At 52.6% G+C, this 26988-nt stretch carries 26 protein-coding genes; 1 reads left to right on the forward strand and 25 read right to left on the reverse strand.

Features of this window, described 5'->3' with window-relative positions; genetic code table 11:
• The 24 genes from NSQ46_RS18235 to metH all read right to left on the reverse strand — a co-directional run bounded on the left by NSQ46_RS18235 (window position 1) and on the right by metH (window position 25737).
• Window positions 1–720, reverse strand: a complete 720-nt coding sequence (locus NSQ46_RS18235; protein WP_007129998.1) for a response regulator transcription factor — start codon at window positions 718–720, stop codon at window positions 1–3.
• Window positions 721–973: 253 nt separating this feature from the next.
• Window positions 974–2038, reverse strand: a complete 1065-nt coding sequence (locus tag NSQ46_RS18240) for a ThiF family adenylyltransferase (RefSeq protein WP_341342625.1) — start codon at window positions 2036–2038, stop codon at window positions 974–976.
• 127 nt (window positions 2039–2165) lie between these two features.
• On the reverse strand, window positions 2166–2963 hold the full coding sequence (locus NSQ46_RS18245; protein WP_244152697.1) for an aminoglycoside phosphotransferase family protein: 798 nt from the start codon (window positions 2961–2963) through the stop codon (window positions 2166–2168).
• A gap of 405 nt (window positions 2964–3368) precedes the next feature.
• Complete coding sequence (locus NSQ46_RS18250; RefSeq protein WP_007129993.1) at window positions 3369–4922, reverse strand: ABC-F family ATP-binding cassette domain-containing protein; 1554 nt, start codon at window positions 4920–4922, stop codon at window positions 3369–3371.
• 114 nt (window positions 4923–5036) lie between these two features.
• Window positions 5037–6035, reverse strand: coding sequence for a hypothetical protein (locus tag NSQ46_RS18255; protein WP_251536780.1), 999 nt, complete (start codon window positions 6033–6035; stop codon window positions 5037–5039).
• Window positions 6022–6576, reverse strand: coding sequence for a hypothetical protein (locus NSQ46_RS18260; RefSeq protein ID WP_007129991.1), 555 nt, complete (start codon window positions 6574–6576; stop codon window positions 6022–6024). The genes NSQ46_RS18255 and NSQ46_RS18260 overlap by 14 nt, the downstream gene beginning before the upstream one ends.
• A gap of 6 nt (window positions 6577–6582) precedes the next feature.
• Window positions 6583–6978 (reverse strand): hypothetical protein, encoded by a 396-nt coding sequence (locus NSQ46_RS18265; protein ID WP_007129990.1) that lies wholly within the window; start codon window positions 6976–6978, stop codon window positions 6583–6585.
• A gap of 22 nt (window positions 6979–7000) precedes the next feature.
• A complete protein-coding gene (locus tag NSQ46_RS18270; RefSeq protein ID WP_007129989.1) occupies window positions 7001–7459 on the reverse strand; it encodes a hypothetical protein in 459 nt (152 codons plus the stop codon).
• 77 nt (window positions 7460–7536) lie between these two features.
• Window positions 7537–7845 (reverse strand): hypothetical protein, encoded by a 309-nt coding sequence (locus NSQ46_RS18275; RefSeq protein ID WP_342574273.1) that lies wholly within the window; start codon window positions 7843–7845, stop codon window positions 7537–7539.
• A complete protein-coding gene (locus tag NSQ46_RS18280; protein WP_342574274.1) occupies window positions 7827–9608 on the reverse strand; it encodes a hypothetical protein in 1782 nt (593 codons plus the stop codon). The genes NSQ46_RS18275 and NSQ46_RS18280 overlap by 19 nt, the downstream gene beginning before the upstream one ends.
• The gene (locus tag NSQ46_RS18285; protein WP_342574276.1) at window positions 9598–11502 is read right to left on the reverse strand and encodes an ATPase, T2SS/T4P/T4SS family; all 1905 of its coding nucleotides are present in this window, start codon (window positions 11500–11502) and stop codon (window positions 9598–9600) included. The genes NSQ46_RS18280 and NSQ46_RS18285 overlap by 11 nt, the downstream gene beginning before the upstream one ends.
• Window positions 11489–12340, reverse strand: coding sequence for a hypothetical protein (locus NSQ46_RS18290; protein WP_007129986.1), 852 nt, complete (start codon window positions 12338–12340; stop codon window positions 11489–11491). The genes NSQ46_RS18285 and NSQ46_RS18290 overlap by 14 nt, the downstream gene beginning before the upstream one ends.
• Window positions 12337–13044 carry a hypothetical protein gene (locus NSQ46_RS18295; protein WP_007129985.1) on the reverse strand — a complete coding sequence of 236 codons (708 nt, stop codon included), beginning with the start codon at window positions 13042–13044 and terminating at the stop codon, window positions 12337–12339. The genes NSQ46_RS18290 and NSQ46_RS18295 overlap by 4 nt, the downstream gene beginning before the upstream one ends.
• A gap of 41 nt (window positions 13045–13085) precedes the next feature.
• Window positions 13086–14177 (reverse strand): SAF domain-containing protein, encoded by a 1092-nt coding sequence (locus NSQ46_RS18300; protein WP_007129984.1) that lies wholly within the window; start codon window positions 14175–14177, stop codon window positions 13086–13088.
• 27 nt (window positions 14178–14204) lie between these two features.
• Window positions 14205–15668 (reverse strand): serine/threonine-protein kinase, encoded by a 1464-nt coding sequence (locus NSQ46_RS18305; RefSeq protein ID WP_007129983.1) that lies wholly within the window; start codon window positions 15666–15668, stop codon window positions 14205–14207.
• Between the two features lie 155 nt (window positions 15669–15823).
• On the reverse strand, window positions 15824–16888 hold the full coding sequence (locus NSQ46_RS18310; protein WP_007129982.1) for an SAM-dependent methyltransferase: 1065 nt from the start codon (window positions 16886–16888) through the stop codon (window positions 15824–15826).
• 5 nt (window positions 16889–16893) lie between these two features.
• Window positions 16894–17667: an ATP-binding cassette domain-containing protein gene (locus NSQ46_RS18315; RefSeq protein ID WP_007129981.1), complete on the reverse strand. Its 774-nt coding sequence runs from the start codon at window positions 17665–17667 to the stop codon at window positions 16894–16896.
• On the reverse strand, window positions 17664–18011 hold the full coding sequence (locus NSQ46_RS18320) for a thioredoxin family protein (protein ID WP_007129980.1): 348 nt from the start codon (window positions 18009–18011) through the stop codon (window positions 17664–17666). The genes NSQ46_RS18315 and NSQ46_RS18320 overlap by 4 nt, the downstream gene beginning before the upstream one ends.
• A complete protein-coding gene (locus tag NSQ46_RS18325; protein ID WP_007129979.1) occupies window positions 18008–18349 on the reverse strand; it encodes a cyclic-phosphate processing receiver domain-containing protein in 342 nt (113 codons plus the stop codon). Before NSQ46_RS18325 ends, NSQ46_RS18320 begins: the two co-directional genes overlap by 4 nt.
• Before the next feature lie 18 nt (window positions 18350–18367).
• The gene (locus NSQ46_RS18330) at window positions 18368–19216 is read right to left on the reverse strand and encodes a deoxyribonuclease IV (RefSeq protein WP_007129978.1); all 849 of its coding nucleotides are present in this window, start codon (window positions 19214–19216) and stop codon (window positions 18368–18370) included.
• Window positions 19206–20024 (reverse strand): DNA-formamidopyrimidine glycosylase, encoded by an 819-nt coding sequence (gene mutM, locus NSQ46_RS18335; RefSeq protein ID WP_007129977.1) that lies wholly within the window; start codon window positions 20022–20024, stop codon window positions 19206–19208. Before mutM ends, NSQ46_RS18330 begins: the two co-directional genes overlap by 11 nt.
• A gap of 53 nt (window positions 20025–20077) precedes the next feature.
• Window positions 20078–20866 (reverse strand): TIGR01457 family HAD-type hydrolase, encoded by a 789-nt coding sequence (locus NSQ46_RS18340; protein ID WP_007129976.1) that lies wholly within the window; start codon window positions 20864–20866, stop codon window positions 20078–20080.
• A 413-nt stretch (window positions 20867–21279) separates the two neighbouring features.
• Window positions 21280–22209 (reverse strand): ribonuclease Z, encoded by a 930-nt coding sequence (rnz, locus tag NSQ46_RS18345; protein ID WP_007129975.1) that lies wholly within the window; start codon window positions 22207–22209, stop codon window positions 21280–21282.
• A gap of 87 nt (window positions 22210–22296) precedes the next feature.
• The gene (metH, locus tag NSQ46_RS18350; RefSeq protein ID WP_007129974.1) at window positions 22297–25737 is read right to left on the reverse strand and encodes a methionine synthase; all 3441 of its coding nucleotides are present in this window, start codon (window positions 25735–25737) and stop codon (window positions 22297–22299) included.
• 168 nt (window positions 25738–25905) lie between these two features.
• On the opposite strand from metH, the gene NSQ46_RS18355 reads away from it, so the two are divergent.
• A complete protein-coding gene (locus NSQ46_RS18355; RefSeq protein ID WP_007129973.1) occupies window positions 25906–26442 on the forward strand; it encodes a cupin domain-containing protein in 537 nt (178 codons plus the stop codon).
• Window positions 26443–26550: 108 nt separating this feature from the next.
• Here the strand turns inward: NSQ46_RS18355 and NSQ46_RS18360 are convergent, their stop codons facing one another.
• Complete coding sequence (locus NSQ46_RS18360) at window positions 26551–26955, reverse strand: FixH family protein (protein ID WP_007129972.1); 405 nt, start codon at window positions 26953–26955, stop codon at window positions 26551–26553.
• Window positions 26956–26988: the final 33 nt, after the last annotated feature.

The raw sequence follows: 26988 nt of genomic DNA on the forward strand, positions 1-26988 counted from the left end.
TCAAGGAAGGCGGTTTTTTGCGGTCTCTTCAATCTCATCCTGAGCCATCAGCTTATAGCCTGCGCCCCGAATCGTTCGCAGCAGTTTTAATTTCCTTCCTTTGTCGACCTTTTCTCTTAAATGGAGAATATATACATCTACCACATTCGTTCCGGTATGGAAATCATAGTCCCAAACATACCGCAAAATATCTTCACGTGTACAGACCTGTCCCGCCCGCTTAGCCAAAAAAAGCAGCAGGTCGAATTCGCGCTGCGTCAGCTCGACGGGCTCCTCTCCCCGGACAACGCTCCTTTTTAACGGGTCGATTGCAAGATCGCCGATCTGGATTGCCTCGTTATTTTCGCGTTGAACCGGCTGGAAGATGCGGAGCAAATTCGCGATGCGCGCGAGCATCTCTTTTGGATCCCATTCTTGCGGGATGTAATCATGGGCGCCGGCCTCCAGTGCTTGCACCGCCTCTTCCGGTCCGTCATTCCCTAACACCATAATCGGAACGGCCTTCCCATTCCCCGTCAACCGTTCCACCAGATTAAACCGGCTCATCCCCGGCAGCTTGCTGTCGATTAGCAGAATGTCCGGGTCCATGCGCTCGATGGCAGAGACCACTTCGGAATAATGATGAGCGAATGCGATCTGGTATCCCGCCTCTTCAAGCATTCCGGACACCGCCCGGGAGCGATCCGATGGATCTGCCGCAATAAGGATCAATATTTCCACAATTCCTCCTCCCACTCGTTCCCTGCTTCATACAGTAAGTATGTCTGATTTCCGCCGTTTTCACTCATGAATGGCGATGCTGCCAGGCTCTTTACTCTATGGCGTTGAGGCGGCTTAATTTCACCCAAAACGGAAAAGGAGTGCCCAAAGGTCCAACGACCTTGAACACTCCACTTCCCTATCAATCGAAGGCCTAAGAGACAATTGCAGCAATCCTCTCACAGATTAACAGTATACTCGGCTCTTGCGCCCCTTAGCCTCCGACGTATTTATTGTACAGCGTTCGTGCTGCGGCCATATCGGACGTGCCGTGAACTAACGTTCGTCCGTCTTCGAAAATGACAAGACGATGCCCTTTAACCTGATACATGACCATAAAAGGAGTCGCTGTCGCTTTGCCTTCCCGAAGACTGTTCAGCCGCTCCGCCAGCTGTCGAAGGGCAAGCCGCTTCGGTCTGGCCGGCCGGATTTGAACGGTATCTCTCCCGCACAACACTTCGCTTTTTTCAACATTGGCTGCCGACAAATACGGATATACCGGATGCTCGCCGCAAGTGGGACAGTCCGTTCTCCTTGCCCGCTCCACACCGAATTCCACGCGCTCGTTGCGCCACACGTCAAAAGAAAGCATCTTCTTTCGGAGGACGTGACGCTGCCCGGCCAGCAGCTTCATCGCCTCCATCGTCTGATGTGCAGCAACCATCTGGACCGCTTGTGGAAGAATGCCATGAACGTCGCATGTATCGCCGCCCATTGGAATCGTACCGAGCAGGCAGTTCAAGCAAGGCGTCTCCTCCGGCAAAAACGTAAAGCTCATGCCGGAGCTTCCCACACAGCCGCCATAGATCCATGGGATTCCGCGTTTATAAGCGATGTCGTTTATGATCAGCCGTGTCTCAAAGTTATCGGTAGCATCCATGATCACATGAACACCTTGGGAAAGCTCCGCTAATTCCTGAGCCCGAACGTCGGTTACCTTCCCGATCACCTCGACACCGGAGTTGATCCGGGAAAGGCGCCTTTGTGCCGCAATAGCTTTAGGCAGGCGTTCCTCGGCATCCTGCTCGGTAAACAGCTGCTGACGCTGCAGATTGCTCCACTCCACATAATCGCGATCGGCGATCGTAACGCGTCCCACACCCGCACGAACGAGCGTTTCCGACACGGCGCTGCCAAGGGCTCCTGCTCCAACGACCAGAACATGGCTGGCTAGGAGCTGCTTCTGCCCCTCTCTGCCGAAAGGAGCAAACCGTTCCTGCCTTGAATACCGCTGGCTGTGATCCGAACCCGGATATTCCTTGTCTTTTTCGCCCTCCACCTCTATATCCTTGCTGCTCTGAACTGTTCCGTTGTTCTCATCCGCACCGTTCAAGTAGACCCCTCCTGCAATTTCTCAAGCATCCCTAAACCGTAGATTCCATTCGACTGTTCCGAGCTTATCCGCCTTACTCGAACGCTTGCTCGATCAAACGGCGATGACGCAATATCCAGGCTGCGCTTCTCGCTCTCCAAGCCAGCCCCCAAAGAGGCCCCAGACTATCGGGCGTGACCTTCATTTCAATCGCTTCCTCTGCCGTTTCCGTGACGACGACGGCAACGATCAAATCAAGCAAAGCCGCTCTACCGCCAGGCTCCAGACCGTAAGCGTCCACGAGCAGCCGAACCTGTCTTGCACGCGCTTCCGGTGAAGGCAGTCCGTTCATCATAGCGACGTCATCGTCATGCAGCTGCGGAAACAGCCAGCACACGCGGGCAAGCTCAACCAGCGGATCGACCGGCCCCGCGTATTCCCAATCGATCAAGGCGGCAGGCAGACCATCCTTCGTTACCATGTTCCACGGTGCAATATCCCCATGGCTGTAGACCAGGTTGGATCCCCCGAGTCTCCTTAGAAACCAGGGCTTCCACAACGCATGCGGACCCGGGCTCCATGAAGCCGAAGCATCATGGAGCCTTCGAACCATTCGGCCTACCTCCACGATCGCATCATCGCTCCAAGGTCCGGGATGGATGAATTCTCCTTCAATATAGCTTACCATTTCTTGTCCTTCCTCATTGGTGCCGGCACCAATGACAGTCGGCAGCGATTCGAAGCCCGCCGCCCGCAAATGCCTTAGCAAGGCATGTATACTGGGTGTCCACGGACCCGCCGGCCGGTAGACCACGCCGCCGCGAAGGACCACCGACTTCTCCTCGGAAAGGAGGACGTTCTCTCCATCATTTCCATTCTTATTCGATTCCAAGGTCATTCCCCTTTCGGCGGGGATATCCGCACGGTCTGGCAGGGGCTAGTAATGCGGAACCCCCATAATGATGACAGCCCCCAACATGGATCCAACTCTTCCATGCACGATCCCTCCGTTCTTCGTTAAATTGACTTTAGCATATCACAAACTGCGTGAAGGTACGACATGATCCATCACACATTAATCTCAGCGATTTCATCGGATCAAACACTTGCTCATTAATAATGAGAACAAGAAAAAGCGGTGCAGGGACATCGAGATCCTTAGCACCGCCTACTTCTATGTTGAAATCATGGATTGTTAATCTACTGGTCCTTCCTTCAAGCGAAACACCCATTGCGAATTTCCCTCTCAAGATCGGCAATTTTACGCTCCTGAATGTTTCATGTAAGAACGCGGTGATTAAGCCTGCTGGTTGGACCAGTCCTCGACGTTCCAGATTTTCGTGACCCAATCCTCGTAAAAGTCCGGCTCGTGGGAGACGAGCAGGATCGTTCCCTTATACTCCTTCAAAGCCCGCTTCAGCTCATCCTTTGCAGCTACGTCCAGGTGGTTTGTCGGTTCGTCAAACAATATCCAATTGCTTTCACGCATCAGCAGCTTGCACAAACGCACCTTGGCCTGCTCGCCGCCGCTGAGCGCCTTTAACGGACGGGTAATATGCTCATTCTTCAGGCCGCAGCGCGCAAGATGGGCTCGTACCTCGTGCTGGTTCAAATGCGGGAACTCGTTCCAAACGTCATCGATCGGCGTCAAGTTGCCTGGGCGCACCTCCTGCTCGAAATATGCCGGATACAGGAAATCCCCTTGATACGTTTTGCCGCTGAAAGGCTCAAGCTTGCCCAAAATCGTTTTCAGCAGGGTCGATTTACCGACGCCGTTGCAGCCCACGATCGCAATTTTCTCTCCGCGCTCAATGGTCATGCTCATTTTTGGCAGCAGTGGGCGGTCATAGCCAATCTCAAACTCGATTCCTTCGAATACGGTTTTGCCGCTGGCACGAGCTTCTTTGAAATTGAAGACCGGTTTGGCCGCTTCCTCCGGCCGGTCAATCCGCTCAAGACGCTCAAGCTGCTTCTCCCGGCTTTTGGCCCGCCCTGAAGTGGAATACCGGGCTTTGTTCCGTTGTATGAAATCCTCTTGCTTCTTAATAAACTCCTGCTGCTTCTCGTACGCATCGATATGCTGGTTCTTGTTAATATCCGCCATCTCGAGAAATTTCTCATAGTTGGCGGTATAACGGGTCAATTTAGCAAATTCCAAATGATAGATGACATCCACGACTTGATTCATAAATTCCGTATCGTGTGAAATCAGGATGAAAGCATAGGGATACTGCTTTAAATATTGCGTCAGCCACTCAATATGCTCCACATCCAAATAGTTCGTCGGCTCGTCTAACAGAAGCACATTCGGCTTCTCCAGCAATAGCTTCGCGAGCAGCACCTTCGTCCGCTGTCCGCCGCTCAGCGTCGCGACGTCGCGGTCGAGTCCAATGGCAGACAGGCCCAGTCCATTGGCCATCTCTTCTACCTTCACGTCCAGCAGATAAAAATCCCCCATATCCAGCTGCTCCTGAATCTCGCCCATTTGCTCAAGCAGCAGTTCAAGCTCCTCGGGAGAGGCATCAGCCATCTTGTTCGTAATTTCCATCATTTCCTTCTCCAGCTCTAGCAGAGGAAGAAACGCATCCTTAAGAACATCACGCACGGTCTTGCCCGGCGTAAGCTTCGTATGCTGGTCCAGATAGCCGTAGCGCACCTTTGGCGTCCACTCTACCTTGCCGCTGTCCTTTAACAGCTGTCCGGTTAAAATATTCATCAATGTCGATTTGCCAACCCCGTTGGCTCCGACAAGACCGACATGCTCTCCAGCCAGCAAGCGGAAGGACACATTTTTGAAAAGAGTCCTGTCCCCGAAGTTATGCGATACGTTCTCTACAGTCAATAAACTCATGGCTATAGTAACTCCTGTCTGTATAATATGAAATTCTTTCTTGGTAGTTAGCGAAAAGTACACAGTCAAGAATTTATTGTATCACACCAAGCCTCTCCCCTGAAACTACAACTTTCAGGGGGCCAGAACCCCCGGATTACGGCAGCTCCGCTCTCGATAACCTGCTGCGGCCGCCTCTTTCGGATGGGAAAACGTCTCTTCTACCTGGAAAGGAAACGAACAGTCATCCCGGAAATAATATTTCAGCCCCCGCTCGTCAACACCACCGAAATATACCGGGGACTTAACCAGTCTTCCCCCGCCAATTGCATAGTTGTTATAATAGCGATCCCCCAGCGGAATTCCCTGAACAAAGGCCAGCATGCCGACATCATCGATCGTATTCACCCACTCCTCCTGCGAGATGACGGGTAGCGTAAAGATGTAGGTCATGCCGTTGCGCAGAGCCGATTCATTATGACGCTGTATGTAATACGCCAGCCGATCCTGAACGGCGTTCACGATCGTGATTCGCCGAATATGTTCAAACGTCTCCTCATTCTGGAGCAGGGACACGCCTGATTGACCGGCCAATTCATGCCGCCACCCGGCGTACCAGCGGGAAGAGCTTGATTCATAGACGCGAACAAACGAATCCAAAGTGAACTGCACGCTATTGCCCTCGCCATCCGACCATGCATACGGCAGCTTCGGAGTCCATTGGTGGCGCATCTCCTCTTCACCGGCTGCATTGGTATAGCTCTGTAAGGCGTAGATGAAATACCCGTCATAGTCCAATACGACGAGAGCGGGGATATACCACCATAGAGCAGCCTGTGACGCCGAATCGCCGTCTTCTATGCCCATATTCATGTACAATGTTTGGGCAAACGCCTTCAGTGCCTGATCTTTATCTGCCCGCATGAATTTCTTCGAATCATAGGCTGCTTCGAAAGACTGGGTTTCGTTCCTGTTTAAATTTGTACTGCCGTCCTGCACAGCGGATCGCAGTGCGGCGGTATATTTCATTTCAACATAGCGGATATCCTCCAGGCTTTCGTAACGGAAGCCAAGGATGAGAAGAAGCGGAAAGAATATGGCTGTGAACACGATCGCCAGGTCAGTAATCTTCATTCAGCACAAGCCCTCCGTAAGGAAAAACGATAGCTGCTTTTCCACTCGAATCCGTCCCGGTTAACGCATCCATGATCAGCATCCCCGGCGTTCTGTTTAGGCTCTGCACCCGGACTTGAAACAAGTCCCCGGCTGTCAGACGATACACCCGCCGTTCGTCATCCCTTGGCATATCCGTCTGCGGAAACAGATAGGCTGCGAGGTCTTCCTGATAGTAAGCATCATATACAACGACATACCGGTTAAGAAATGTGTCCGGGTCGGCGGGATCCGCATACTCCGGCTGGTATTTCTTATGGCGATGCTCCATCTGGACGTCATATTCATTGCCTGTCGCTGCAAGCTCCTGTAGAAAATCCTGATACATGGTCGGCGTGATATACCCTTTCGTACGGACACTATCCACAAATTTGGTCACCGCCTGGTAAACGACGATCCGAGATAGGTCATCCTGCCTTCTGGCCAGCTCCCCTGCAGGGACGATGTACAAAAGCAGCAGTGCGAGAAAAGCTGCAAACCATTTCGATACCGAGTTCGACACTTCGCCCTACCTCACTTTAACAAACCGAATTAAGTCCACCGCCCCGTTGCTTTCCCGGTGGTAGTCCGCCGCATAACGGCCATCCAAATCGATAACCGAGAGATCCATCGATTCGAGCTCGGTCCCTGGAGCGAATCGCAACCCGTCTATAACCGCTTCAAGCTGCCCTGACTGTACTTCGCGAAGCGTAAACAGCACCTCACTGCCCGTAAAATATGGTTCAATTGATTGAGATACGGCTGAAAACGAAGATACCCCGGCATTTTGCTCCTCCGTCATCGCGGCTGCCGCCGTCAATCCGGAGTCAAGTACGGACAGCATGGTCATGGCATACAAGCAGGCGCTCAAAAAAAGAGCCAGCCCGGCTGCGAGCTCTATCCCGCGGATCGTTTGCTCGCGCAATCCTATCACCCTCTATCCCAATCTACTGAATAAATTTGATCCCCCGGATCACGTTGGAATCATCCTTTACGATACTCGCCTGAAACTTCCCGCTTGGATTTACATACTCCGCGCTCTTCTCGTTCATGGTCAAGCTGATATTGCCCTGCCTCGAATCCGGATTCAGAATCATCCCGCTGTTATCCAGCACATTCCCGTACCATTGTCCCGCTCTATTCTTGCCAGTAGCGATAAATATGCCGAATTGATCTTTATCCTTATACTTGCGCAGCGCGTTTGTCACTTGCGAGCCGCTAATCGTCGTGCCGTCATATACGGTGAATGCGGCTTGCGACAGCTCGGTCTGAATGTCCGAGAAGTTGTTTTGCGCCGTTTTGGTGGCTTCTTGTGCAGAAATAAACAGGATGACTACGATCGTGATCAAGGCAATGGTCAGAAAAATTCCGGCAGCGACTTTTAAAGCAGACGAAGCGTTATTCATTTGATTCTCCTCATTTCTTTACATATTTTTATACTTTTGTTGAGACAGCCATTTGCGAGCTCCGTTCCATCCCTCGTTCAAAGCCGTTGAATCTGTTCATAATAAACTTCCATCTGGGTGAAGCTCATCCCGATTAATGGAATGACGAGATACATAAAGATCAGAGCATACATCGGGGTAAAACCGATCATCCTTGCCCATGCAGCCTTGGTGTCGATCATGGCCTCATATTGCTGCTTGCGCTGCTCAAAGCTGAAGATCATCTCCCCCTCAAGATCATCAAACACGTCTTTGATCGGCACTTTGTCCATGGCGAGCAGAAGCTTGTCCACCAATCGTTGAAATTCGGGAAACCATACGTCCTCCTTCAACTCCTCCAGCGCCATCTGGGCACCATGCTCATAATGAAGCAGGCATTTCTGGATCGAACCTTAAATATGACAGCAAAACGGTTGATCCATTCGAGGATTCCTTCAACCGAGATACGCTCCATTCCGCGAAGGATCGAAATAACCGTCTGGAATTGATATACTTCATGCCGCATCTCCATATTGCGCACTTTGCGGTGAAAATACAGCAGCCACAGCGGCGAGCAATAGGCGAGCCAGCCCAAGCACAGTGAGAACAGCAGCTCCCACCATCTTAGATACTCGCCTTCATATCGGCTAATCTTGGACAATATGCGCTTCACCGCAGCATCCATCTGCTCTGCGGATAATCCCGTATGTCCGGATTGGCTGATCCCATGCCGTACTTGTTCAGGGGTCGCATCAGGAGACATGCCTATCCTTCTCATCACGTTCCGATCCTGTTCTGCTGTCTTCTCTGCTTGAACGCGCTCCACTTCGTTCATCTGACCAAACAAAGATGGATGGGGAGGGACCGGGGTATAGAGCAAGTGATGCCTTGCTTGCACATGCAGACCAATGGCCAAGCTCAACGATAGGATGAAAACCATAAAGAACAGCATCAATCTCCTCACATACAGCCATTCGAATTTGATTCGCGCATTGCTTTCCTTCAATAAGCGCAGCTGGCGGTGAAAGATGCTTGTCCCGATTCCCGGGGCCGCCATGCGGACAAGGGCTCTGACAATAGGAACTCGATATAACCGCTCCTCCCAGGAAGGGTGTTCCAATCCGGCACGATAGTCCGTCTCCCGGTGCTGCTGAAGCTTCTGGAGCAGGATATAGGAAATTACGATAATGACGTAAATGGATATCTTCGTCACAAAGCCGAGCTTGCTCATATAAAATTCATCCATGGAGGGGAAGCTGCTTCTCGCCCAACGTTCAATCGGCTTGGTAAAAAAAACCGGTGCCAGGGTAATAACATGCAATCCCTTCATCAGGTAGTCGAGCTTATCCCTTCTCAAGATATCGAGCTGAATTTCCTTGGACAATCCGCTCAATCCCTGCAAATAGATCGAGCCTTGTTTTCGTGCCTGATCTCCGAACTCCATCACAAGATGAGAGATCCCGGCAAATGCTTTCAGATACCGGTTCGGAGCAATTTCATAATAACGCTCAAGCGCGTCGTCAGGATCTTGCGATACTAGAGCATTGTAGATCCGGTTGGCATGCAGGGAGATTTCATGCCCGGCGCTCTCAGCCGCTTCGTACAGTGCCTCTTCTACCATGCCGTGCTGCTGGTAATGATGGCGGACGACAGAAAACAATTCGACGGCCTGTCCTAACAGTTTCCGTTCAAGCCTTAGGATAAACATTTCAACCAGCATATTGCTGATAACGACCGCAGCCATCAAGACAATGACGATAAAGCTCCAATCAGGACGGCTCCATATAAGCAGCAGCGCCGTCAAACCGATCGTTCCTGTAATGGCCAAGGTCAGCTTCATGGTCTCGTAGCGAAGCGCAATTTCATCATATGGATGAATAAGGACGATCCGCTGCCGGATGCGCTTGATGTAAGATTTGATGAACGGCAATTTTATCCCGTATTGATAGGCAAGCTGTGCCCACTGCCGATACAACTCGCGCAGCGTTTTGCCTTCGCCCTTGCTTGTATTGGAAGGGCCAATCTGCGATCGCCGCCTGCTGCGGCTGATCCAAGCCGATATCCCCAAAGCAATTGCGAAGCAGGCCAGCGACAGCAAGAACACAATCATCAAAATAGGTTTAAGTGCCAACTGACTCCCCCCAACCTGCCGCAAGGAACGCTCTGAACCGGCTTGCATCCTCCGGCTGCATCTGCTCGGTCATTTCGCGAATGCTGCGATCCGTCAAGCGCGCAGCCGGTACGTAAGCGCCGTTTCGATACTCGATCACGTTGCGCGATATATAACAAGCCCCCGCATCATCAAGCTGAAGCTCAGGTTCCGGCTGACCTTCCATCGTTTCCTGCTCGATATTGAGGGAAGCGGTGAGGCGACCGCTACGATGAATCCCCCGATCCAGAGGAATGCACTCCGTAATCCGTTCGATATATCGATTGCCGAAAGCATCGCGCTTAAGATGAATATCAAAGTTTATGACACCGGCAACTTGTTCCTCAGCAATTCGTTCCTGCCTAAACACCCCGCTCTTCAATAGCGAGTTGCGAAGAGATTGAACCAGGTCTTTGAAAGTCTTGGCATGATGGGTAAATACGGTGAATAGGCTGGCTACCTGCGACATCTGGATCATCCATGCCGCAACCTCATCACTGGCGACTTCCCCCAGGATATTGACCGTTCCGTCCGTTTTTTTCTGGAGATCAAGACCTGCTTGCCCGGTTATATGCTCCGTTTCCCTAAAGCTGAGAATGTTCCGTCTGCTGTAAATTTTGCGCAAATGAAGCTCAAATGCCATCTCTTGAACCCGAAGGGTGTAGGTAGCATAGATATGCCCAACCATTGCCATTAGAAGGGTCGTTTTGCCGGAGCCTTGCGCACCTGTAATCGCTGTGATCCGGCTTCCCTTCATTAAATATTGAAGCAGTCCGACCGCGAGCTCCGACCCGTCTCCTGTTATCAGCTGATCCAGCGAGGCTTTGGGCAGATCGAATTTACGGACAAAAAAAGCCCACGATTCTGCAAAAGGAGGTCTAACCACCACAACCCTCGATCCGTCCTTCATTTCGTTCACCTTATACCCGCTTGCCTCCGATAATTGGCCGGGATGGTTATATTTATAAATATTTTGGCAGACCCGTTTCAGCTCCAACATGCTCCCGAAAGACAGGAAGGATAAATGCAAGGAAATCCCGCGGTAGAACACCCACACGCTTTCACAGCCGGTGGCCTGCTGTTCCTGTTCCAAGTTCCCCCTCCACCATCCGAACCCATCGTGCCCGTAAGGAAATGTTTCCATACGGCTGTCTTCGAGTACGCCGCTGACCCCTCCGCTGACCCCGTCTATGCGCTGGTCCCGGAGTTCATCGATGACGGAAAAGCCCTTATACTCCTGATAAATACGCTGCACCACAATGTCCAGCTTCTCCTGAAACCGAAGCGGGCGCTGCTCCGATTCATAGATATAGGCAATATCATCGGCTGTGACGGCATAGACACTGTCGTTGCCATAGCCAGGCAATACACGCGGGCGTGCAAGATCATAGGTCTCGAGCAGCATGGACAAAGCGTCCTGCCCATGATTCTGTTTATACAAATACAGGATAATCTCAAACTGGTCCTGCGGAGTTAGCATGGCTGGGTGCTCAAAAGGGATTGCCTGATCGATATTGGTTTCGTTCACGCCCAGATTGTTCACGAGCAGCTCCTTCATGAAATCCTTCACGTAGGCTTTATCCAGAACGTCCCCGGTTACGCATCCCTTAAGCGCCCGCCGCAGCTCGCTTCGCTTATTCAACCTCCGGCGGTATTCCTCCTCATGCAAGCCCAGGTCGGATAATTGACTGTGGGTCAGCTGATGGAGCGTTTCTTTCACGAATGCTGTCATCGCCGGTATAGAGTATGGATCGGTGTCATGGACTACCGCTGAAGGAGCCCCTTTTCTCTCCAGATACCGCAAATAGACCAGCAGCAGCAAAAATAGGAGGATAACGATGATCCACACCATATTCATCGCGCTACCCAAGAGCATGCATAGCCCTCGCTTTCGCCGGAACGGCTGGGAGTCCGCACTCCTCCGCAATCCCTTGTGCCAATCCCTGCATGGCCAAGTACAGTGAATTCCATCTTTTTCGTCCGTATCCTCCGCGGCTGCGCTGCATGTACATTAATACGTTTCTCGTATTCCACGCATCCGTCATTCCGGAGCAGTAAGGCACCCCAGCCGCATATCCTTTCAGGCCAAAACGCCGCTTGATATTCTGCAAGGTTGCACTGCATTCCCGGTCATATCGGCCGATGCTGTAGAAGCAAGGCTTCTCCTTAACTTCATCCGGCAATCCTCCCTTGGAAAGAACCGTCTCCAATAGATGCAGGTTCTGATTCATACCGATGACAACAAGGTCGGCGGCATTTAAGATTGCCCGGTCGGCAGCGCCTGGAGCACCATTGCCTGCGTCGGCTACCGTAACATCATGGCTATGCCGGGATGCCTCCAGAACCCTCGACATCAAGGTAGCCCCCTGCTCATTCGCACTTAAGTCTGTCCTCAATACCCGGGACCCACCCAGCAGATCCAGACGCCCGGCGATAAGCGGAACCGAATAATTACGAACATTTTCCGGATTCAGTCTGCCGCTTGTGCTAAGACGCTCCAGAGCATCCATGCCGTTATCGTGGAACGAAAGCGCATTGTCCATCATTTCCTTACGATCGGAAAATGCCAACTCGACCCGTTCGCCGGCATGTCCGCCATGGGTCAGCAGGACTCGCGTCTGATATTCCATTGCTAGCACGATTGGCAGCGCGGCGGCCAGCATTGTGCTCCCGGTACCGCCATTCAACGGACTCCAAACAGCAACTAGACTCATGCGCGTCTCCTCTCCGCATGCCTCATGGCTCGTCGAACATGCCTGCGATCCCATTCGGACAGTTGAAGAATCAGCTCGATCAAGGAGCGCTTGTAATGCCTGGACAGAGGCTTCAGAACCAATCTCCCCGCATGCTCGTTTTGAATTTTCAAGCCAAAGAACAGCTCGTCCCACGGCATTTTTACCGGCTGGCCCAGCCAGGCCATCCTGCCCGGATTCAGATAGCCTTCAATATAGGCTTCATCCGTCATATCCTCGATCACATTCAAATACACACGGTGAAACGAGGGGGAGACTTGATCCGACCACTGTCCACTTAATTCCTCCAGCAGAGACGCGCTTCTCTTCAGACCCGTCAGATCGAATCCGCTAACCCAGATACAAGCATCGGCGTCCAGCCAATCGCCAGGATGTAGAAAATCGGCTCTCTCCACATCCATAAGGATGTAGTCGTAGTCCTTTTCGTCCTCATTGAGCAAATGTTGCTCAAGACTGGAAAGTGTAGCGAACCCTCCGGCCACGTCGAACCCGGCGAACTCCGTAACAGGAAGCTGCGGGTGCTGGTATCCGATACAGTACCTATACTTTGCATCCAGCGCGGCATCCACAAGCAGAACCCTTTTGTCGCCATGGGCTAGTATTTTGCACATATACAATAGCAGGTCGCTTTTGTCGCATATCCCCGTAAATATCCACTTTTTCACGCATGCTGCCCCCTTCATATTTACTCGTTCACTCCACCAGATTACGGAGCGGAAAATATCAGCTCATCATCTTGGGTGCCTTCAGCCGCTGTCGTTGCGGAAGTCTCCAATCCATAGCCTCCCAATATTTGCTCGGCCTCAACGTCCCTCTCGACACGAGGCTCATTCACCTCCTCGCTCCCGCCGGCTGGAAAAGATCCAGTGCTCCTGTCGCTAGTGGTCTGCCCGCCGCTGCTTGCTGGGCTCCAGGAATCAGGACTCCTCGCCGTTCCGGCCAAAGCCGGTACAACATGAATCTCGCTCATTTGAACCTGCTGTTCCGTATTCCTTTCGCGTAAATCCTCCTCTAGTAATCTCCGCACCGCTGTCTCCAGCTGCTTCTCGGCCCTCTGGACGATATTCGGGTCGCTTGCGATCAGCTTCGCCACCTCCTCATTCGGTGGATAGGTCGGAATTGCCTTCGCCTGCAGCTCAGGCTCGACATAAGTCAGCGCATAGATGGTGGCCTGGTGCAGGTATGCATCCACCAGCGCGCTCGATAGAAGTAGAATCTCTTGCTCGCTCAAGGTCGTCCAGAAGGCAGGAGTCTGCAGCTTATCAATTTTCTTCTTGGATAAAACAATGTAATCCTGGCCCGTCGGGAATTGGACCCTGATATCAACAACGTCCCCTTTGATTAAATTGCTCGGCAGGTACACGGCTTTCATCTCGCGGTGTCTGAGATCGTCCGGCGTCGGCGCTTCTTCGAACAGCATCGATCGGGTAATGGGTGTTCCTTTCAGCAGGCCGATCTTGGCTCCCTTGCCTTCGACCTCATCCTTAAGCGACGCTAAATTCGCTGGTGCAGCGTCGGCTGGAAGGCGAACCTCCTTTAGGTCCTTCGCTTCGATCCGATGTCCGGGCGGGATATCCTTCAATGGAACCCAAGCCGTCTTCATCGTGTTCAAATGCAGCAGCTGGGACTGTTCGAGCTCGGTGATCCGCTGCTCGTATTTGGAGCGCTCCATACTCTGCTTCTCCTTCAGGTCTTGTATAAAATACATCGTGGTGCCGCCACCTACCGCCCCCATTACAGCCGCTCCCGCCAGTCCGGCTACGATCAGCTTACGGCTGCGCCGTCTAATTATCGGCATTGCTTCATCTCCTTCTCGATAATCCGGTCATTTCTTGCGGAAGAGAAATTTGCGTTTCCGCCCGGTTGTTGGTATAAAATCCCGGCAAATTCCGGCGTATGTACGCTCGCTATCCTCCAGCATTTCGAAAGGGTCCAGCTGTAGCGGAAGCCCGACCACCTTCTCCGTTTCGAGCGCACGCTTCACCCGCTGAACGGAATCCGCACCTGCAAGCGGCAGCGCGTAGATCCGATGCGGCTGAGGATGTCTGGACAGCATCCGGGCCAAGGTCACTAAGTCATGCTGCCTCCACTCCGCCCCCGAGCCGATTACGATCGGCAAATCCGCGCGAAGAAATTCCTCCAGCCGCTCGCTATCTCGGTAGGCTCCCAAGTCCAGCACGACCGCCTCATAGCACCCTCCGAGCACTCGGATCACTTCGCCCCTGGAGGTTTGTCGCCAGAAATCTATGCCGTTCAGCTCAAACGTTCGGCTAGTCCCTCCCTGCCCCCCTTCGGCAATGTCCTGAATGCGGCTGAAGGCATTGGCTTTAACACTCATCTCTACGACTGCGACTTTACCGTATTTCGTTGCCAGGAAATGTCCAAGTGCGATGCAGGTATGCGTCGTGCCAACTCCCGGCGACGCGCCTAGAACCGCCGCAACCAGCGTTCCGGCTGCAGACCCCGGGCTGGGCTCCTGAACGGCCGCAAACGTTCGCTGGCGGAATAATGCTTTGCGAACCTCTTCTGTTGACTGGTACCGCTGCTCGGGCGCATACTGCAGCAGCTTTCGGATCACCGGCACCATTTCTCTCGGCAAGTCTCCCCGAATATGCCGCTCCACGCCGGTGATCCATTCGCTGAATCGGCCTGCAGTCGCAAGGTACAGCAGCAATGCGCCTAGACCGTATAAGTCTGATCTCGCATCACTTTGCCTCCCCCCATACTGCTCCGGTGCCGCAAACCCGACCGTGCCGAGCTTAACGGTATCCTCGCTTCCGGCCGACTTATAGCTACGGGCGATCCCGAAGTCAATCAATCGGACCTCCAGCATTCTCGTCAACATAATGTTCGATGGCTTTAAGTCCCTGAATATGACCTGCGGCTCATGGCTGTGCAAATAAGCCAAGACTTCCAGCAGCTGATCCGCAAGGGACATGATAAACTCGGGCGGGACATCCGCCCGCCGCTCCCGGAAATACTTCTCCAAGGTTACACCGTCAATATAATCCATCACCAAATAGGTGCAACCGGTGTCTTCAGTACGAAAAAAATCGACGATCCGCGGCAGGCGGGGATGGTTGAGCTTGACCAGCAGCCGAGCTTCCTCCTCGACCGTGCGCTGCATGGCCGGCTCGGACTGGCTTTCCTTCACCGCCCATCGTTTTCCTGGGAGCTTCAAATCTTCCGCCAAATATACACAGCTCATGCCTCCTTGGCCGATAACGCGATCAATCGCATAGCGTCCGCCCAGCACTTCGCCGTGCACCAATTTCGAAGCATGCGTCATTCTTCGTCCACTCCTTCGCCCTGCATAGGCAACAAAAAAAGGGAAGGCACGCCGTCGTATCGATAATTGATACGAAACGGGATGCTTTCCCTTTGGTTGTTTGGTTAATTTTGGAATCATTATAGACCAGGTTGATCTCATTTGTAAAGACTTTTTTAATACTTAATCATATAGAGCGTGATCTCATCCCGGTTGTGGAACAGCTGCTTCGCACCCTGAATCTGCATCCGGGCTTCCTCAAATACCGCGATAATCTCCTTAATGAGCGCCATTGGCTTCTTGGTCAGGAGCTTGACGGTAATGACGGCCGTCCCTCCAGTCTGAAGACTGTACAGCAGGCCTGTCACCAATCTGGCCATTTGCTTCGGACTCCAGCTCATATCGCAGACCAGCAGATCGAACTCCTGCTCCTTAAAGGATACGTCCGCCGCATTTTTATGAATGACCCGAAGCATCCGGTTCCCCTCTAAGGAAGGGTGCATGCGCGCCGGATCCACAGCCGTCACCTCCAAGCCTTGCTCCAGTAAAAACGAGGTCCAACCGCCGGGGGCTGCACCGATATCCAATGCTCGGCGGAAGCTGCGGAAAGGAATCCCGAACTGCTTTTCGGCTTCGAGAAGCTTAAACTTTGCTCTGGAGATCTGACCCTCCTCGCGTTGGAAGCGAACAGCACCTCCGTTCCAGTCGGACAAATTGTCCTCGGGTTTCGATACGCCCAAATACCAGGTTTCTTCATCGGCAAAGATTGAGATGATCCACTCCGGCTCCTGTACGGTAAATTCAAGCTCAAGCGCTGACAATCGGCTTTGCAGCATATCGCGTAACGCCCCCGGACTATCCGTCCATGAGCTATTTTCACTCTTACGGATCTGGATCGCAACCCGGCTCCTGCCAATCTCATCACGATTCAGCAAATACTGCTCCGCCTCGTTAAGCGCTTCTTCCGCTTGACCGGCAGGCAGCTCAACATTCACTGGAAACAGATGCCTCAGAAATATTGGAGGCTGGGATTGAATCATCCTCACCGCCTCTTCTACGGATCTTGCCAATGTAACGAGAAATACTTCGCCGGGTATTAACACGGAGCTTTTCAAGCTGCCGAACATCCGGCGCAGCTCCTCTTGGGCATAGGGGGCGAAACCGTGATTCGCCGTGCATACCAGCTTGCTGTGGAAATCCTGTTGCTGCTCCCGCTCATCATTCACATTCCATTCGTCCAATCGGATTAACCTCCAGAAATAACTTTGATCCAGGGACGACCGCTTTCCCATTCCAGCCGGGCGTCGATATCATAAGTTTGTTTAATAAGTTCGCTGTTCAATACGTCTTCCTTCAGGCCGGCTCCTTCAAGCCGTCCTTCCTTAATTAGCGCTACATGGGTGAATAGCGGGACAATCTCCTCAATATGATGGGTTACGTAAATGACGGCAACGTCCCGTTTTCCTAATCGGCCAATCTCCTCCAGCATTAGCTCGCGCTCGTACAGATCCAGGCCGGCACAAGGCTCATCCAAAATTAAAAGCTTCGGGTCATGCATTAAGGCACGTGCCAGCATCACCTTTTTCCGTTCCCCTTGAGATAAGGTGCCAAGCGGCTGTTCGGCCAGGTGTCCAAAGCCCATCTCCTCTAGCAGAGCGTAAGCCTTACCGCGGACATCTGCCGGGATTTCCTGATAAAACCGCAAGAACGCATAGGCGCCTGTGGACACAACCTCCCATACCGGATCATGCAGCGTCAGCTTCTCCATTAACGATTGGCTGATATAGCCGATTTCCTTGCGGACCTCCCGGACGTCGCATTGACCATACACATTCCCGAGCACCTCAATCCTACCGCTGCTGGGAAACTGATAGCCGGTCATCAGCTCGAGGAGCGTCGTTTTTCCGGAGCCGTTCCTCCCCAGAATAACCCAATGCTCTCCCGGCCGCACCGTCAACGAAACATCATGCAGGATTTGGCGTTCTCCGCGAACCAGAGATACATACTGCATCTTGATCATGGCTTCACCCTCCTGACAAAGTTCAAAATATCCTCGACCGATCCCATCCGGTACAGCACTTCTGGCTCCTTATTCGGCGTGCTGCCGGCCGTCATCAAGGCAGGCACGCTTCGAATCTGATACCGGTTTACAACCGCAGGAAGGAAGTTGACATCGGCCTCCAAAATCTCCACGTCCGGGAGAATATGCTCCACGATATGGAGCATTTTGCGGGCTGCCGCGCACGTACCGCAGAATGGCGTGTGCAGAAAGACTACGACCGGCTCGCCTTCCATCTTTCTGCCGGCAAGCCTCTCGAGCCACTCCAGCCGATCCAGCAATTCCCGCTCCGTCACTGCCTTCATCTCGTTCCCTCGGCGATCTCGCGGATCAGCGCTTCCGGCATCGGTCCATTATGGACACGGACATCCTCCGGCATATGCTCATAGAGCATTTCGTACATTTTGCGGCGGCCGTATGGACTCGATGTATGGAGGTATATTTCTTTTGCGCGCAGCTTCTCAGCGATCATGGCCGCCACCACGTCACCACCGTTCATCTGATCGTGTCCCAGCTCATAATCCAGAGACAGCACGTCCACTTCACATTCGCGGAGCATCATCAGACATTCTTCCCCGTTTCGCGCCAAAGCAAATCCTTTCGGATGGGGGCGCCAGTCATCCAAATATAGATGGATCTTCATTGCCTACTCTCCCTTGATTTAAGACCAGGACAATACCGTGGCGATATCTTCCCGATGCGTACCGTCCGGTCCTTTTTCGCTTTCCAGAACAAGTGCCTTGCCGGCAATTTCAGGCGCCAGCGCAAGCTGTTTCAGCGCGTCCGCACCGATCTTCCCTTGACCGATCCGGGCATGGCGGTCTTTCCTGGAGCCGGCACCGTATTTTGAATCATTAAGGTGCACTGCAATCAGATGCTCCCAATACTGCAGCGAGCGTCCTCTGGCAAGCAGCTCCTCCGTATTGGATGGATCCCAGCCCCCTGCGGCGAACAAGTGGCAGGTATCGAGACAAAAGCCTATTTTTTCAGGGTATTTCGCAAGCTGCCTAATCTTCACGCACTCCTCCAGCGTTATGCCCATTGGACCATGATCGCCTGCCTGATTCTCAATTAGGAGCTTGGTCTGTCCCTTCCAATCCGCCAGCACGTCGTTCAAGCATTGGATAATATTCTGATACCCTGCCAGCGGATTATCGCTCTTGAGGTGCCCGAAATGAACGACGATGCCAAGGGATCCGCAGGCTTCTGCGATTACCAGGTCGTTCTTGAGAGAATCCACCGTCAGCCTGTAATGCTCTTCACCGCGCGTGAACCCCGTCGCCATGTTCGTCGGGTACGGCGTATGGGCGATCGAGACCAAATTTTGCTCGCGGCAAAATTTTGCGCATGCAGCGGCATTCGTAAAATCAGGTGCTTTTAAGTGCAGGCTGCGCGGATTTTTCGGAAAATACTGATACGACAGCGATCCCAGGGAAAGGGCATGCTGGGCGGCGGCCAGAAACCCGCCCCGGGTACTGACATGGCTTCCGATCCGCAGCTTAGGTTTCATGCTGGCAATTCGGACAGAAGAATACCTTCCGCCCGGTATGCTCCGTTTTTATAATCGGTGTCCCGCAACGGACGCAGGGCTCTCCTTCACGGTCATATACCTTGCACCTGTCATTGTAAGATCCGGTCAAGGCGTCGCCGGCTTGAAACGGCATTTCCATGTAGCCCCCTCCGTCCGTCGCTTCCGTCATCACCTTAACCGTACTGTCATACAGCTGCTCCAGCGCCTCTGCAGACAGGTCTTGGATTTTCGAGAGCGGATGAATCCGGGCATCAAAGGCGATTTCGTCCGCATAGCAATTGCCGATTCCAGCCATCACCTGCTGATTGACCATGGTGCTCTTCAGCGCACCCCGGCGCTTGCCGATCAGCTCGACAAAGCGAGCTTTGTTCATCCGGCGATCCATCAGCTCCGGCCCGAGATGCTTCAGCGCCTCATCGGTCTCTCTTGCCGTCAGAAAATGCAAATAGCCGAGGCGGAGTCCGATGAAATACAATATCTGGTCTCCAAAAGTGATCTCAACCTGTGTAGAACGCGATGGGCGCTCCTCATCCTTCCGTCCTAAATACAGCATGCCGCCCAGCATGAGATGCAGCAGCAGACGGCCACCATTATTGAGGTGAAACACGAGATGCTTGCCTCTTCGTTCCACAAAAATAACCCTGCTTCCCATGAGGGCCTCCGTAAATTGCTCCATCGTTACATTGAGCGATTTCTCCCGGTTCACGACGACATTCGTGATCGGAATATTAACGATCGTCTGAGTCAATAATCTTCGGTAATTTTCCATTTCCGGCAGTTCAGGCATGATTCATCTTCCCTTTCGTCCATCAGCATCATCAGCTAATTCAATAAGGTTACCTACGGACACAGCAGCCGGGCCGCTTCATCTAAATCCCGGCAAATATATTCCGGCGAAACACCGGCGGCGTCGATATGAGACTGCATATTTTGATCCGTCGTAATTCCTGTTAACACAAGTACCGTTTTGCATCCGGCGTGGACGCCTGCGGCAATATCCGTGCGTATATTATCTCCAACCACGTAAATATCCTCGGTCTGAACCCCGAGACGATCCGCGGCGAATTTCATCAGAATCGATGAAGGCTTGCCGATGACCAGCGGCTTCACACCGGACGCCGCTTCCACGGCCGCTCCAAGCGATCCCGCTCCCGGCATCAGCCCGGCGTCGGATGGAAGGAGCAAATCCGGGTTGGTCAATACCGACGCGGCACCTTCCTGAATCCAGCGAACGGCCCGGGCAAGCGCGTTATAATCAAACGAACGATCGATCCCTTGAACGACATACTGCGGCGATTCCTCAACGATGTGAAGCCCCTGCTCGAGCAGTGCTTGCCGAAGCCCTTCCTCACCCAGCATCGCAACTCTCGCCCCCGGCGTCTCCTCCGCAATATGCTTCGCAGCCGCTAGCGATGAGGTACAGACCTCCTCCGGTAAAGCGGGTATGCCCATATCCCGAAGATGGGCTGCTACCTGCTCCGGGGTTTTAGACGAGTTATTCGTTACGAACAAGTACGGAATGCCTCTTTCCTTCAAACGGAGGATCAGTCGATCCGCCCCTTCGATTCGCATCTTTCCATGATATAGGGTTCCATCCAAATCAATCAGAATCCCTTTCGGTTGTTCCATTGATGTATGCACCTTCTTTATTCCTGTCTTTCATCCGATGAATGATTCATATCGTAAAGCGTTGGCATTTCGTATAAGGTCAGCTTCTTCGAATCTTAATGAGATTATGTATAGCTGGGCCGAACCCGCAGGATTCCGTCCTGTCCTTCGCGCTATCCTGAAACAGCCTAGTACCATTGTAAAGAAGGGGACAGCCTGTTGCAAGGAATCCTCCGTTCGAGTCCTTTCCGTCCTCATGGACGATGTATAGACGACAAGGGTTTGACGAAACCAGCCTTCGTTTTTTTCGCTTCCGCTTCTAGGGCGGTCGAAAGAAATCGAAGGCTGTCCGTGCTTGATCGTTTCTGCAATCGCTTTGTCATATTCTGCGCTTTCCCGGAAAATAATGCTTCATTTCCTGGGGAAATGCCTGCTTAGGTGCTGCGCTGCACCGGGTACAGGCCGAAATCCTCGGCGAGCCGTGTATTCTCAAATACATCCTTCGCTTCTTGCAGCAGCGGCTGCAAATGCTCCACGTCTTTATACCTTGAGCTGAAATGCGTTAAAAACAGCGACTTCACGCCGGCCCGCACCGCTGCTTCTGCCGCTTGCTTGGCCGTACTATGGTAGTACTCATGAGCCAACTCGGCCAAATCCTCCATAAAGGTCGCCTCATGGACAAGGATGTCCGCATCTTTCGCGAGCACCTCTACTCCAGGGCAAGGACGCGTATCTCCGAGAATCGTCACAACTCTGCCCTTCTTGGGTGCAAGCAGCACATCCGCGGGATGAATCCATCTTCCGTCCCCTAGCTCTACGCTTTCGCCTCGTTTCAGCTTCCCGTATTGCGGACCCGGCTTCAAACCATAGGCCTCCAGCCGTTTGGGATCGAGGCTTCCGGGCAGATCCTTCTCCACGACCCGGTAGCCATAGCTGTCCGCTCGGTGATCAAGCCCTGCGGCCTCCACGCGGAAGTACTTGTCTTCAAAAATAATTCCGCCGGTGTGCTCGATGATTTCCATTGTATACGGCACACGGGATTGGCTGATCGAGAGCGACGTTTCGATGAACGATTTGATTCCCGGAGGACCGTAGATCGTCAGGGGTGCGGTTACCCCCTGTGCTCCTCGGCTTGAAAGCAATCCGGGCAATCCAAAGACATGATCCCCATGCATATGTGTAATGAATACCTTTTCAAGCTTGGACAGCTTGAGAGGGGATTTCAATATTTGATGCTGCGTTCCTTCCCCGCAATCAAACAGCCATAAGCTTCTGCGTTCCTCAAGGAGACGCAGGGCAATGGACGTAACATTGCGCTGGAGTGAAGGAACGCCGGCATTGGTTCCCAAAAAATACAGTTCCATCCCTCTCTACTCCCTTTCGGTCGCAAACCGGAGAAATCCTCCGAAACGGTCGGAGGATTTCGAACCGGATGCACCGGTATAGTCAAGTTAAGCTTTATCTACATTAAAATAATGGGCCTCAGGATGACTGAATACCATTGCGGATACGGACGCTTCCGGCTCCATCATGAATCCTTCCGTCAGCGCCACGCCGATATCCTCAGGCTGCATTAAGCGGAACAACGGCTCTTGATCTTCCAGATCCGGACAAGCCGGATACCCAAACGATACCCGGATTCCCTGATATCGCGCACCAAGACGCTGCTTCATGGTCATGTCCGCCGGATCCGGGAAGCCCCACGTGTCCCGCATCATATGATGGACCCGCTCGGCAAGCCCCTCGGCTGTCTCCAGCGCGACGGCTTGAAGCGCATGGGAACGCAGATAATCTCCCTTGTCCTTCCATTGGCTGGACAGCTTGCCGACACCATGACCCGCCGTGACCACCAGAAAGCCCACGTAGTCCATAATGCCGCTGTCCACAGGCTTCAAGAAATCCGCCAGGCATAGATAAGGCTCGACCTGCTGCCTCGGGAACGTGAACGTATGCAGAATCTTTGAATGATCCGACGGATCATAGATGATGATGTCGTTGCCTCTCCCCTGTGCCGGGAAGAAGCGGTACATGGCATGCGCTTGAATGATCCCCGATCGGATCGCTTCATTCAGGATTCCGTCAACCGTTTCCTTCAGCGAGACCGCCTTTGGATCATTCGCCTTCAGCAGCTGCTCAACAGACCCTTTTAAACCAAGGTGATGTCCTAACAGCATCTGCATGTTGATATACGGCAAAATATGCGATATCGGATAATTGCGGAGCACATGGCGCTCCATATCCGGCGGGATATACACCGGCGCCTCGGTTGATATTTTGGAACGAAGCCCTTGGGAAAGCTTCGGCATAACCTTAACGGCCTGCGGGGCAGCGGCATCCGCCTCCATCTCGGCCTCGATATCCTTGGCCATTTCGGCCCGCTGCTGCGGGTCGCTCAGCTTGTTTGCCAGATCCAGACCTTCCATCGCGTCCTTTGCATACAGCACCATGCCGTCATATTCGGGACGAATACGCGTTTTCGTGAATTTTCGCGTCAACGCCGCTCCGCCTACCATGATCGGCACGTCGATGCCAGCGTTTTTCAAATCCTGCGCGGTTAGGACCATTTGTTGAGCGGACTTTACAAGCAGTCCGGACAACCCGATCGCATCGGGCTTTTCGCGCCGATATGCCTCGATAATTTGCTCCGGTGGTACTTTTATACCCAAATTCACAATTTCATAACCATTGTTGGAGAGGATGATCTCGACCAGGTTTTTGCCGATGTCATGGACATCGCCCTTCACCGTCGCCAGCATGATCTTCCCTTTAACCGACGTCTCATTTTTTTCCATAAAAGGCTCGAGATGGGCGACCGATGCTTTCATAACTTCAGCGCTTTGGAGCACCTCGGCTACGATCAGCTCATTATTGTTAAACAGGCGGCCAACCTCGGTCATTCCAGCCATCAACGGGCCGTTGATAATGTCCAGCGGTCCGTATTTCTTCAGCGCTTCATTGAGATCGGGAATCAAACCTTCCTTGGAGCCTTCAACAACATAGGAAGCAAGGCGCTCCTCCAGGCTTAGATTGGAGACTTTCTCTTTCTTCTCCACCTTTTTATCCCGGAAAGCCGCAACAAATGCCGCCAGCGTCTCATCGTTGGTGCGATAAATCAGATCCTCCGCAAGCTTCCGCTCTTCCTCGGGTATCGACGCATAACGCTCAAGCTTCTCGGTATTGACAATCGCGTAGTCAAGACCTGCCTTGGTGCATTCATATAAATATACCGAGTTCAGCACCTCGCGTCCAGCCTCCGGCAAGCCAAAAGAGACGTTGCTGATTCCAAGAATCGTATGGACCTTCGGCATCGCTTCTTTAATAAGCCGAATCCCTTCAATGGTCTCCTTCGCGGATCCGATGTACTGCTCATCCCCTGTTCCTACCGGAAATACCAGCGTATCGAAAATAATATCCTCCGGCGAAACGCCGTATTTATGAACGAGCAGGTCATACGAACGCTTCGCAACCTTCAGCTTGTCCTCGCGGGTAATCGCTTGACCCTTCTCATCGATCGTTCCAACAACGACCGCAGCTCCGTATTTATGGACCAGCGGAATGACCTTTTCGAATTTTTCTTCACCATCTTCAAGGTTAATGGAGTTAATAATCGCTTTACCCTGGGAATATTGCAGCGCGATATCAATAACCGCCGGATCCGTCGTATCGATCATGAGTGGAACCTTGACCTTCTTGGCGACCAGTTCCAAAAATTTAACCATATCCTCCGCTTCCTCGCGGTCGGGATCCTGCACGCAAATATCGATAATATGCGCACCATTCTTAACCTGCGCCCTTGCTATTTCGGAAGCCTCTTCGTATTTCCCTTCCACGATCAAGCGCTTGAATTTGCGGGAGCCCAGCACGTTGGTGCGCTCGCCCACCATATAAGGACGGTTGTCCTGCTCAATGTACACCGGCTCAATGCCCGACAACGCCGGCAGATGCGTCCCCGTCAGCGGGCGCGGGTTAAACCGGCTCATGGCATCCTTCAGCGCGCTGATATGCTCCGGCGTCGTCCCGCAGCAGCCTCCGGCGATGTTCAGCCATCCCTTTTCCGCAAATGCGGCCATTTTTTGTGCCAGCGACTCAGGGGATTCGTGATACTGGCCATTCTCATCCGGTAAACCGGCATTAGGGTAGCAGCTGATGGCGCTGCGGGACATTTCGGACAGGGAACGGATATGGTCCCGCATGAACTCCGGTCCTGTCGCGCAGTTCAAACCGATCGAGATCGGATTTAAGTGCTCAAGTGATATATAGAAAGCTTCTATATTCTGTCCGGCGAGCGTGGTGCCCATCGGCTCAATCGTTCCGGAAATCATGATCGGCAGCGTAATGCCCGTCTTCTCAAAAGCTTGGCGAATTCCAATGCTGCCTGCCTTCACATTAAGCGTATCCTGCGATGTTTCCAGGAGAAGGGCATCCACCTTGCCCTCGATTAACGCAATCGCTTGCTCTTCATAGCTTGCGATCAGCTCCGCGAAGGTTACGCCTCCCGTTACGGACAGCGTCTTTGTCGTAGGTCCCATTGCCCCGACAACATAACGCGGCTGCTCGGGCGTCGAATATTTATCGGCAGCGGCCCGAGCCAGCCGTGCAGCCTCCAAGTTGATTTCCCGGGCAAGCTGAGGTATATCGTATTCCGCCAGCACAACCGACGTTGCGCCAAAGGTATTGGTTTCGATCAAATCGGCACCTGCAGCCAGATACTGCTCATGAATGTTCTGGATGACATCCGGCCGGTAAATGACGAGTGTTTCATTGCATCCTTCCAGTTCGGCGCCGCCGAAATCGTCAGCCGTGAGGTCCTCTCGCTGGATCATCGTACCCATGGCACCGTCAAGGATTAATATTCGTTCTTTCAGTACTTCCTGTAAGCTAGGCTTGTTCAACTCATAAACCTCCCCGGAAAACGTTAAATCTTAGTGTATCAGAATCCTTTTCAATAGAAAAGGCGAAATATGCGCCACAGCGCGTATTATTCATGATTTACAGATGACAAAACGCGGTGACGCGTCTATAATACATATTAAACCAACTGGAGAAAGAGGGTTAGACCTATGGCAGAAATCGTGATTCGTAATACGAACGAACGCATTAGCGGGGAAGAAAATGTTCGTGAATTCCTGAAAAAACAAGAAGTGCTGTACGAGCATTGGAATATGGATAAGTTCCCGGCTGATCTTCAAGAGAAATTTCAGCTAAGCGATGAGGATAAGCAGCGTATTCTCGACGCATTCGATCCTGAAATTCGTGACCTGGCTGCTAGACGCGGCTACAAAATTTGGGATATCATCACGCTCTCCGAATCCACTCCGAATCTTGAGGATCTGCTCCAAAAATTCGAAGAGGTACACACGCACTCCGAGGATGAAATCCGGGCGATTGTAGGCGGTAAAGGTATTTTCATTATCAAAGGCTCCGAGGACGTAGGTTATTTCAATGTGGAGCTTGAGCCGGGCGATGTCATTTCCGTTCCGGAAAATACGCCTCACTTCTTCACGCTGATGGACAACAAGCAAATTGTGGCCGTACGTCTCTTTATTGAAGAGAATGGCTGGATTGCTACACCGGTGGCGGATCCGCAATTCCAATAATCGACAGCGCTTGATGGATGAACGCTTTTTAATGCTTCCATACGAAAAGGCAGCCCACGGACCCGAAAACGGCGTACCGGTGCTGCCTTTTTGAAATGTTCCGATCGTTTATTCCGTTACCGTTAGCTCCTTAAGCGGCATGGAATGCTGTCCTCTCGCGGTTACATGAGATATGATGCGGTAGGTCCCAGGCTGGTCGAAGGTTTTCTCCAGCTTGTATATTCCTCCCTGGTCATGCTCGATCGGCACCGTTGCCGACAAGCCTCCGCCTTCCTGGGTGACTTCGATCTCAACCGAATCCGCGTCTTCCACAGGCTGACCGGCCTGCGTGACCTTCGCCTCAATAAAAACCTTCTCCCCTGCTGCAACCGTTTCCGGGTTTATCGTCAGATCGACGATAATCGGCTCGGCGAGCGTGTCTTCATCAATATCGGCCTTACTTTCGTTACATGCTGCAAGGGCGACTGCCATCAATACCATCGCCGCGATCAATGCTATCTTTCTTCTTGTCATGCACTACACCTCTTTACAATATCGTGCCTATGT

The sequence above is a fragment of the Paenibacillus sp. FSL M8-0142 genome (assembly GCF_038597315.1).
Taxonomy (GTDB): Bacteria; Bacillota; Bacilli; order Paenibacillales; family Paenibacillaceae; genus Paenibacillus_AQ; species Paenibacillus_AQ lactis.

Bases quoted from the DNA above. Each gene is read 5' to 3' on its own strand.
- NSQ46_RS18290 (WP_007129986.1), bottom strand. From the start codon at position 12,340: ATGAGTCTAGTTGCTGTTTGGAGTCCGTTGAATGGCGGTACCGGGAGC.
- NSQ46_RS18305 (WP_007129983.1), bottom strand. From the start codon at position 15,668: ATGACGCATGCTTCGAAATTGGTGCACGGCGAAGTGCTGGGCGGACGC.
- NSQ46_RS18250 (WP_007129993.1), bottom strand. From the start codon at position 4,922: ATGAGTTTATTGACTGTAGAGAACGTATCGCATAACTTCGGGGACAGG.
- NSQ46_RS18285 (WP_342574276.1), bottom strand. From the start codon at position 11,502: ATGCTCTTGGGTAGCGCGATGAATATGGTGTGGATCATCGTTATCCTC.
- NSQ46_RS18255 (WP_251536780.1), bottom strand. From the start codon at position 6,035: ATGAAGATTACTGACCTGGCGATCGTGTTCACAGCCATATTCTTTCCG.
- NSQ46_RS18275 (WP_342574273.1), bottom strand. From the start codon at position 7,845: ATGGCGCTGGAGGAGTTGAAGGAGGACGTATGGTTTCCCGAATTTCAA.
- NSQ46_RS18325 (WP_007129979.1), bottom strand. From the start codon at position 18,349: ATGAAGATCCATCTATATTTGGATGACTGGCGCCCCCATCCGAAAGGA.
- NSQ46_RS18300 (WP_007129984.1), bottom strand. From the start codon at position 14,177: ATGCCGATAATTAGACGGCGCAGCCGTAAGCTGATCGTAGCCGGACTG.
- rnz (WP_007129975.1), bottom strand. From the start codon at position 22,209: ATGGAACTGTATTTTTTGGGAACCAATGCCGGCGTTCCTTCACTCCAG.
- NSQ46_RS18270 (WP_007129989.1), bottom strand. From the start codon at position 7,459: ATGAATAACGCTTCGTCTGCTTTAAAAGTCGCTGCCGGAATTTTTCTG.
- NSQ46_RS18330 (WP_007129978.1), bottom strand. From the start codon at position 19,216: ATGAAACCTAAGCTGCGGATCGGAAGCCATGTCAGTACCCGGGGCGGG.
- NSQ46_RS18320 (WP_007129980.1), bottom strand. From the start codon at position 18,011: ATGAAGGCAGTGACGGAGCGGGAATTGCTGGATCGGCTGGAGTGGCTC.
- NSQ46_RS18315 (WP_007129981.1), bottom strand. From the start codon at position 17,667: ATGATCAAGATGCAGTATGTATCTCTGGTTCGCGGAGAACGCCAAATC.
- NSQ46_RS18340 (WP_007129976.1), bottom strand. From the start codon at position 20,866: ATGGAACAACCGAAAGGGATTCTGATTGATTTGGATGGAACCCTATAT.
- mutM (WP_007129977.1), bottom strand. From the start codon at position 20,024: ATGCCTGAACTGCCGGAAATGGAAAATTACCGAAGATTATTGACTCAG.
- NSQ46_RS18360 (WP_007129972.1), bottom strand. From the start codon at position 26,955: ATGACAAGAAGAAAGATAGCATTGATCGCGGCGATGGTATTGATGGCA.
- NSQ46_RS18355 (WP_007129973.1), top strand. From the start codon at position 25,906: ATGGCAGAAATCGTGATTCGTAATACGAACGAACGCATTAGCGGGGAA.